Raw genomic sequence first — 7,588 nt, 5'->3', positions numbered from 1 at the left:
GCGGGCCGGAGCCGGCTGACCGGCGACGTGCCCACCCCGCTGGACCCGCCGTCGGGCTGCCGGTTCCGCACCCGGTGCTGGAAGGCGCAGGACATCTGCGCCACCGAGGAGCCCGCGTTGATCCCGCGCGACGGCGGTTCGCAGGCCACCGCGTGTCACTTCCCCGAAGGGGAAGCGGCCAGCACGAGCCCCGAAGGGGAAGCGGCCAGCACGAGCCCCGAAGGGGAAGCGGCCAGCACGAACCCGCAGTCGGCGGAGTCGACTGCCCCGGTCGTCGAGGAGGTGCCGTCGTGAGCCTGTCCCCGGTGGAGGGTGTGGCGCTCGCCGAGATCGAGTCCGGCACGGACCCGGGCGGGCCCGCCGTGAAGGGCGTCGTCGGCCGCTCACCCGGTCAGCTCGCCTGGCTGCGGCTGCGCCGCGACAGGACGGCGATGGTCAGCGGCGTACTCCTGGTCTTCTTCCTGCTGTTGGGGTTGGCCGCCCCGCTGATCGAGATGGTCTACGGGATCGGCCCGCGGGAGCAGTTCCAGAACATGCTGGACGGCTTCGGCATGCCGCTGGGGTACGCCGGCGGGGTCAGCGGCGAGCACTGGTTCGGTCTGGAGCCGGGGCTGGGCCGGGACATCTTCATCCGGCTGATCTACGGGCTGCGGACCTCGCTGTTCATCGCGTTCGCGGCGGCCCTGATCACCGCGACGATCGGGATCGTGCTGGGCGCGCTCGCCGGCTACCTCGGCGGCTGGCTCGACGCGGTGATCAACTGGATCACCGACCTGACCCTGGCCATGCCCTTCCTGATCATCGCGCTGGCGCTCACGCCCACCATCACGCTGCGCTTCTACGGTGAGCGGGGGCAGGTGTCGTCCGCCTTCGGGGTGGGGGTGCTGATCGCCGTCTTCGCCATCTTCGGCTGGACCAGTACGGCCCGGCTGGTCCGCGGGCAGGTGATCGCGCTGCGCGAGCGGGAGTTCGTGGAGGCGGCCCGGGCCAGCGGGGCCGGGCTGGGGCACATGCTCTTCCGGCAGCTGCTGCCGAACATCTGGGCGCCGATCCTGGTGTCGTTCTCCCTGGCGGTGCCGCAGTTCATCACCAGCGAGGCGGCGCTGTCGTTCATCGGCGTCGGCCTCAGCGACGAGACGCCCAGCTTCGGCCGAATGATCTACCGCAGTCTGGACTTCCTCCAGACCGACCCGGCGTACGTGTTCTTCCCGGGCATCACGATCTTCGCGCTGGTGTTCGCCTTCAACCTCTTCGGAGACGCGTTGCGGGACGCGCTCGATCCGAAGTCGTCCCGGTAGGGGTCAAAATCATGGCGCGATTTCTGCTCAAGCGACTCTTCTCCGCCACGCTGACCCTCTTCGCGGTGAGCGTGTTGACCTTCCTGATGTTCTTCGCCCTGCCGCGTGACCCGGTCAGCAGCATCTGCTCGAAGAACTGCAACCCGGAGCGGCTGGAGCGGGTCCGTGACGACCTGGGCCTGAACGACCCGCTGATCAGCCAGTACGCCGGCTACATGAAGGGCATCGTGACCGGTCGGGACCTGGGCAGCGCCCAGGGCGGCCGGTGCGACGCGCCCTGCCTGGGCTGGTCGTACGTCACCAACGAGGCCGTCTCGGACACCATCGCCCGGGTGCTGCCGGTGACGCTGAGCATCGTGATCCCGGCGGCCATCCTCTGGTTGCTGCTCGGCGTGGGGCTCGGCATGGTGTCCGCACTGCGTCGGGGCACCTGGCTGGATCGTCTGGCCATCGGCTTCTCGCTGACCGGCGCGTCGTTGCAGCTGTACTTCGTGGGCGCGGTGCTGCTGCTGGTGTTCGTCTACAACCTGCGGTTACTGCCGGTTCCGAGCTACACCTCCCTCTTCGACAACCCGGCGAAGTGGGCCAGCGGCCTGGTGCTGGCGTGGGTGGCGCTGGCCTTCCTCTTCTCGGCCATCTACGCCCGGCTGTCGCGGGCGCAGATGTTGGAGACGCTGTCGGAGGACTTCGTCCGGACCGCGCGGGCCAAGGGCCTGGCCAAACCCACTGTGTACGGGCGACACGCGCTGCGCGCGGCGATCACCCCGGTGGTGACCATCGCCGGGCTGGACGTGGGCGGGGCGCTGGGCGGGACGGTGATCACCGAGACGACGTTCGGCATCCAGGGGTTGGGGCGTACGGCGGTGGACGCGGTGCGCTCGGGCGATCTGCCCACCATCATGGCCACCGTGCTGATCGCCGCCGTCTTCGTGGTGTTGGCGAACGTGCTGGTGGACCTGCTCTACGCGGCCATCGACCCCCGGGTGCGGTTGCGCTGACTTGTCGATGTCCAGCGTGTGACCGGCGGCTGGGCCGGTGGCGAAATTTATCGACAACTGTTACACAACTCGTAGGTTTTCTTCCTTACGATCCTCGGGACGTCGGCGGTTCTCGCCCCGACGAAACCGCACGGCACATGGGTGAAGGGGGTACTTCATGAGACCACGCGTGGCGGTTGCCGCAGGCGGCGCGATCGCACTGGTTGTGGCACTGGGTGCGTGCTCGAAGAACACGGGCGAGGGCACCACTGTCGACACCGAACGGCAGCAGACCGGGGTCATCGCGACCGACCCCAAGGACTCGCAGGGGCCGGCGGCCGAGGTGAGCGGCGCCGCGAAGGGCGGCACCTTCACCATCATCAGGGAGTCGCCGATCTCCCACCTCGACCCGCAGCGGACGTACTCGTTCGCCGGTCTGATGGCCAACCCGCTCTTCGCCCGCTACCTGACCACCTGGAAGGACGACGGCAAGGGCGGCCTGGTCCTGGTGGGCGACCTGGCCGAGACGCCGGGCAAGAACGTCAACAACGACTGCAAGGTCTGGGAATTCACCGTCAAGGACGGGGTGAAGTTCGAGGACGGCCGGCCGATCACCTCCAAGGAGATCGCGTACGGCATCGCCCGGTCCTTCGACCCGGACCTGTCCGGCGGCCCGACCTACATCCAGGAGTGGCTGGCCGACACCCCGCAGTTCGACACCAAATGGGACTTCAAGAAGAACAAGACGTCGCTGCCGCCCGGCCTGAGCACGCCGGACGCCAAGACGCTGCGCTTCGAGTTCGCCAAGCCCCGCTGTGACCTGCCGTTCGCGGTCTCGCTGCCGACCACCGCGCCGCTGCCGGCCGACAAGGACACCGGCGTCGACCTGGACAAGCAGCCGTTCTCGTCCGGCCCGTACAAGGTCGCCAAGAACCAGGTCGGCGTGCAGATCACCCTGGACCGCAACACCAACTGGGACCCGAACACCGACCCGGTCCGGCACCAGTACCCGGACCAGTTCGTCTGGAACTTCGGCCCGACCGCGGACGCCGCCAACAACCGGGTGATCGCCGACAACGGCGCCGACCAGAGCGCGCTCGCCTTCAACGCAGTGCCCGCCTCGTTGGTCGCCAAGGTGGCCGGGGACGCCACGCTCAAGTCGCGCAGCATCCTCTCCCCGACCCCGAGCGCCAACCAGTTGGTCATCAACAACCAGCGGGTCACCGACCTGAAGGTCCGTCAGGCGCTCAACTACGCCATCGACCGCGAGGGCTTCATCAAGGCCATGGGCGGGCAGACCGTCGCCGCGCCGCTGACCACGCTGATGCCGCCGGCCACCATCGGCTACAAGGCGTACGACGCGTACCCGGCGGGTGCCAACGGCAACGTCGACAAGGTCAAGGAACTGCTCGGCGGGAAGACGCCCGAGCTGGTCCTTGGCGTCGCCGACAACTCCACCGAGCAGCAGCAGGGCGCCCAGCTCAAGGCCAACCTGGAGCGGGCCGGCTTCAAGATCACGCTGCGGAACATCTCCGACGACGCGAAGCTCGACGAGATCAAGAAGAAGGACAACCCCTGGGACCTGTACATCGGTAACTGGGCGGCGGACTGGCCGAGCGGGGCCTCGATCCTGCCGGTGCTCTACGACGGCCGCACCATCAAGGCCGAGGGCAACAGCAACCAGTCCTACTTCAACGACCCGGCGATCAACACCGAGATGGACCGCATCTCGGCGCTGCCCGCGGCCGAGCAGGGCCCGGAGTGGGCCAAGCTCGACGAGCGGATCATGAAGGAGCACGCGCCGGTGGTGCCGCTCTTCGTCGACGTGGCCTACAACGTGCACGGGTCCAAGGCGGGCGGGATCTTCATCTCCAGCGTCTTCGGCTACCCGTCGTTCGTGAACGCGCACGTCAAGCCGTAAGTCACACCGCAGACCAGAAGGGGTCCCCTCCCGACAACGCCGTCGGGAGGGGACCCTTCTGTTATTGCTGGGCAGGTCACGGGGTGTGAGCCGCCGAGCGTCGTTATTGCAAGTCGCTCCCCAACTCCCTGGCGACCGTGCGCAGTTGTTCCTTGAGTGCACTTCGTCGATCAAGGAGAGCGGTTATCAGAAGTCTTGCCTGGCCGCCCTCAGTCGATCGCTGGAGTATGCGGGTTCTTGCGTAACCGCTCTCAAGCTCTTTCCAGAGCCCAACTCTCATCGACTCGAATCTGTCGTACGCTGCGTACAGCTGCGGGTGGGAGGTTGAGAAGGTGTCGCACAGGGTTCGATAGTGTGAGGCCGTTGAGGTGTTGAGCCATTTTTCAAAATCGACACTGAAATTAGTGCCACGAGTGAGGTGGTGAGTGGCGAGTAACGCCTCGTGGCTATTCGATCGCGTCCATTCGTTGATGCTATTTATTCGCACCAGCAGGTCGTCGCGCGCTCGACTCTCCAGTGCGCGGGCATGGCTTCTGGCCTCTCGCCTTGCCTGGCTTCTCCCGCCTATAACCACTGCGGCAAGCGTCGCTGCAGACCCTAATACTGCCGCCCCGGCTGTTAGTGCTGCACTCAACCAGTCCACGTGGGCACCTTCCTCAGCGAGGCGCAGCGGGTTCTCCACAGCAACTATGCGCTCCGGCGTCAAGTGCGCACGCATTTGATCAATCGGTTCGGGTGGTCCCCCCGCATTGGCCGTCAGAGATCGCCCTATTCGGGCGACGTGTTGTACTGGTCGAGCGTCGCCTTGGACGTGGAGGCATCCCGGAAGGTCAGCTCCCACGGGCCGGTGTTGACGTCCATGTCCTTGCCGAACCCGACCCACTTCCCGGCCATTCGTCGACCGGTGGGCTCCACCAGTAACTGGATCGCGCCGTGGTACCGGGCTCCCCGGTAGTAGCCGGCCGGGTCGGTCTGCTCCACCCAGGTGCCGGTGACCACGGCACCGTCCACGGTGAGATCCATTGACAGCGACGAGGCCGCCGAGCCGGGCAGGCTGCGCACTGTCAGTCGATCCCCATGCTGGAGTACGACCACGAAGTGTTGCCCTGCGAATGATTCTCCCCGGCCGCTGGAGTGGTATTGGTAGCGGCTGAGCCACACGCCCTCGTACGACCCGTGGACCGCGAGTGGCTTGGGCGTCGGCGTGGCCAGGCTGGACATGGGTGAGGTCAGGTCGTGGCCGCCGTGCTGATCATCGGCGACGTCGCCATTGGGTATCGCGGCGAAGCCGAGCAGCGAGACCGGCAGGCCGGTGGCGACTTCCAGGGCGCGGGCGTACCCGGACCGCGGTGCGGCGATCGCGCCAGGCTCCCAGCGCTGGACGAGTCTCTTGTTGGCCTGCCCGCCGAGATCCGCGACCGACCAGCCGCCCGAGGCGTGGTTGCCCAGGTCGCCTGTGACCCGGACGCCCCATCGACGATCACGCAGCTCGCCATCGGCCTCGGAATGCTGTGAGTCTGCGGCCTACCCCAGGGGAGTACCCCCCGATTCAGGCGGGGCGATCGCCGTCCGCCAGGGCGTCAGCTCCGACGCTGGCATCGCGACGCGCAGTCTTGACAACGCTGTGCAACCGTCAAATAATTCAGCCGTTGAACAAATTTGCCCGTTGCCGTGACCTGCCACGACGATGACTAGATCTGGTTCGGCTCGGACTCGACCGCCCGCGACGAACACAACGCCCGCTCGTCCGGATCGCCGTCGCTTACCTGATCCGCCCCCTCCCAATCACGCCATCTGACCCGTCATGACAACCCCCGGGAGGAACGGTGCCGCTCGTCGCCGGGGTCGACTCGTCGACCCAGTCATGCAAAGTCGTCATCCGCGACGCCGAGACCGGGAAGCTGGTACGCGAGGGCCGCGCACCGCACCCGCGCGGCACCGCTGTGCCGCCGGCCGCGTGGGAGGCGGCGCTGTCCGACGCGGTCGCACAGGCTGGCGGTCTGGACGACGTGGCGGCCGCCTCGGTCGCCGGGCAGCAGCAAGGCATGGTGTGCCTGGACGCCGAAGGGGCCGTGGTTCGGGACGCCTTGCTGTGGAACGACACCCGCTCGGCCGGCGCCGCCGTCGACCTGATCTCGGATCTCGGCGGCGGCGAGGCCGGGCGGCGAGCCTGGGCGGAGGCGGTCGGCCTGGTGCCGGTGGCCAGCTTCACCGTCAGCAAGCTGCGCTGGTTGGCCTCGGTCGAGCCGGAGAACGCCGCCCGTACGGCTGCGGTGTGTCTGCCGCACGACTGGCTGACCTGGCGTCTGGCCGGCGCGCCGGGGCTGGATGCTCTGCGCACCGACCGCAGCGACGCCAGCGGAACCGGGTACTGGTCGGCCGCGACCGGTGCGTACCGTTCGGACCTGATCCAGTTGGCGTTCGGTCGGGATGGCTTGCTGCTGCCGCAGGTGCTCGGGCCGACCGACCGGGCCGGGCACCTGCGCACCGGCGCGCCGCTGGGTCCCGGTGCTGGCGACTGCGCCGCGGCGGCGCTGGGTGTCGGCGCCGAATCGGGCGACGTCATCGTGTCGATCGGCACCTCTGGCATCGTGTCGACCGTTTCTGACGTGCCGGCCGCCGACGCGAGCGGAATCGTGGCCGGGTTCGCCGATACGACCGGCCGTTTCCTGCCGGTGGTGTGCACGCTCAACGCCGCCCGGGTGCTGGACGCGGCTGCGACCATGCTGCGGGTGGGCCATGCGGAGCTGTCCGCGCTGGCGCTGTCCGCCCCGCCGGGCGCCGACGGGCTGGCCCTGGTGCCCTACCTGGAGGGGGAGCGCACACCGAACCGCCCACACGCCACCGGAGCCGTGCACGGCCTGACCCTGCGGACCTCGACCCCCGCGCACCTGGCCCGTGCGGCGGTGGAGGGCATTCTGTGCTCACTCGCCGACGGGCTGGATGCGATGATCGCGCAGGGCGTGACGGTCAACCGGGTCGTCCTGGTCGGCGGCGGCGCCCGCTCGGAGGCGGTGCGCCGGATCGCGCCTACGGTCTTCGGCTGCCCCGTGCTCGTCCCTCCACCGATGGGGGAGTACGTCGCGGACGGCGCCGCCCGCCAGGCGGCCTGGGTGGTGTCGGGCGGGCAGCGACCGCCGGCGTGGACGGTCGGGCAGGTCGAGGTGTACGACGCCGACGCTGTGCCGGCAGTCCGCGAGCGGTACGCCGACGCCCGCGCAAACGCCCTCGACCACGCTCACTGACGGCACGTCCGAGCAGGAGTTCCCGGATTAAGGCTCGGCATGGTTCCTGACCTCAAGGAGTTGCCGATGCGCGTCACCGTCCGGCTCGCGGCGTTTTTCCCCCCGCCGCCTGACCAGGTGAGCCAACGTGTCGGGCCGCGGAACGTC

Annotated in this window: 5 protein-coding genes and 1 pseudogene; 5 read left to right on the top strand and 1 reads right to left on the bottom strand. The window is 68.5% G+C overall.

Features of this window, described 5'->3' with window-relative positions:
- From PSH03_RS21945 to PSH03_RS21930, 4 genes are all read left to right on the top strand, one after another.
- The coding region (locus PSH03_RS21945; protein ID WP_372494833.1) for an oligopeptide/dipeptide ABC transporter ATP-binding protein at nucleotides 1–294 on the top strand (294 nt) is incomplete at its 5' end.
- Nucleotides 291–1,298, top strand: coding sequence for an ABC transporter permease (locus PSH03_RS21940; protein ID WP_210785886.1), 1,008 nt, complete (start codon nucleotides 291–293; stop codon nucleotides 1,296–1,298). The genes PSH03_RS21945 and PSH03_RS21940, both read left to right, overlap by 4 nt.
- A gap of 11 nt (nucleotides 1,299–1,309) precedes the next feature.
- Entirely contained in the window at nucleotides 1,310–2,296 is a 987-nt protein-coding gene (locus tag PSH03_RS21935) for an ABC transporter permease (protein WP_210785885.1), read from the top strand.
- Nucleotides 2,297–2,453: 157 nt separating this feature from the next.
- The gene (locus PSH03_RS21930; protein ID WP_238690272.1) at nucleotides 2,454–4,196 is read left to right on the top strand and encodes an ABC transporter substrate-binding protein; all 1,743 of its coding nucleotides are present in this window, start codon (nucleotides 2,454–2,456) and stop codon (nucleotides 4,194–4,196) included.
- A 768-nt stretch (nucleotides 4,197–4,964) separates the two neighbouring features.
- Here PSH03_RS21930 and PSH03_RS21925 read toward each other — a convergent pair.
- Nucleotides 4,965–5,597, bottom strand: a pseudogene (locus PSH03_RS21925) (XRE family transcriptional regulator); the annotation flags it as partial.
- Between the two features lie 425 nt (nucleotides 5,598–6,022).
- Between PSH03_RS21925 and PSH03_RS21920 the strand changes: the two are divergent.
- Complete coding sequence (locus PSH03_RS21920) at nucleotides 6,023–7,441, top strand: xylulokinase (protein WP_238690271.1); 1,419 nt, start codon at nucleotides 6,023–6,025, stop codon at nucleotides 7,439–7,441.
- Nucleotides 7,442–7,588: the final 147 nt, after the last annotated feature.

Source organism: Micromonospora salmantinae, assembly GCF_022230905.1.
Taxonomy (GTDB): Bacteria; Actinomycetota; Actinomycetes; order Mycobacteriales; family Micromonosporaceae; genus Micromonospora; species Micromonospora salmantinae.
This window is presented reverse-complemented; position numbering and strand designations above follow the sequence as displayed.

Excerpts from the sequence above, each read along its gene's own strand:
- PSH03_RS21935 (WP_210785885.1), top strand. The coding sequence starts at position 1,310 with ATGGCGCGATTTCTGCTCAAGCGACTCTTCTCCGCCACGCTGACCCTC.
- PSH03_RS21930 (WP_238690272.1), top strand. The coding sequence starts at position 2,454 with ATGAGACCACGCGTGGCGGTTGCCGCAGGCGGCGCGATCGCACTGGTT.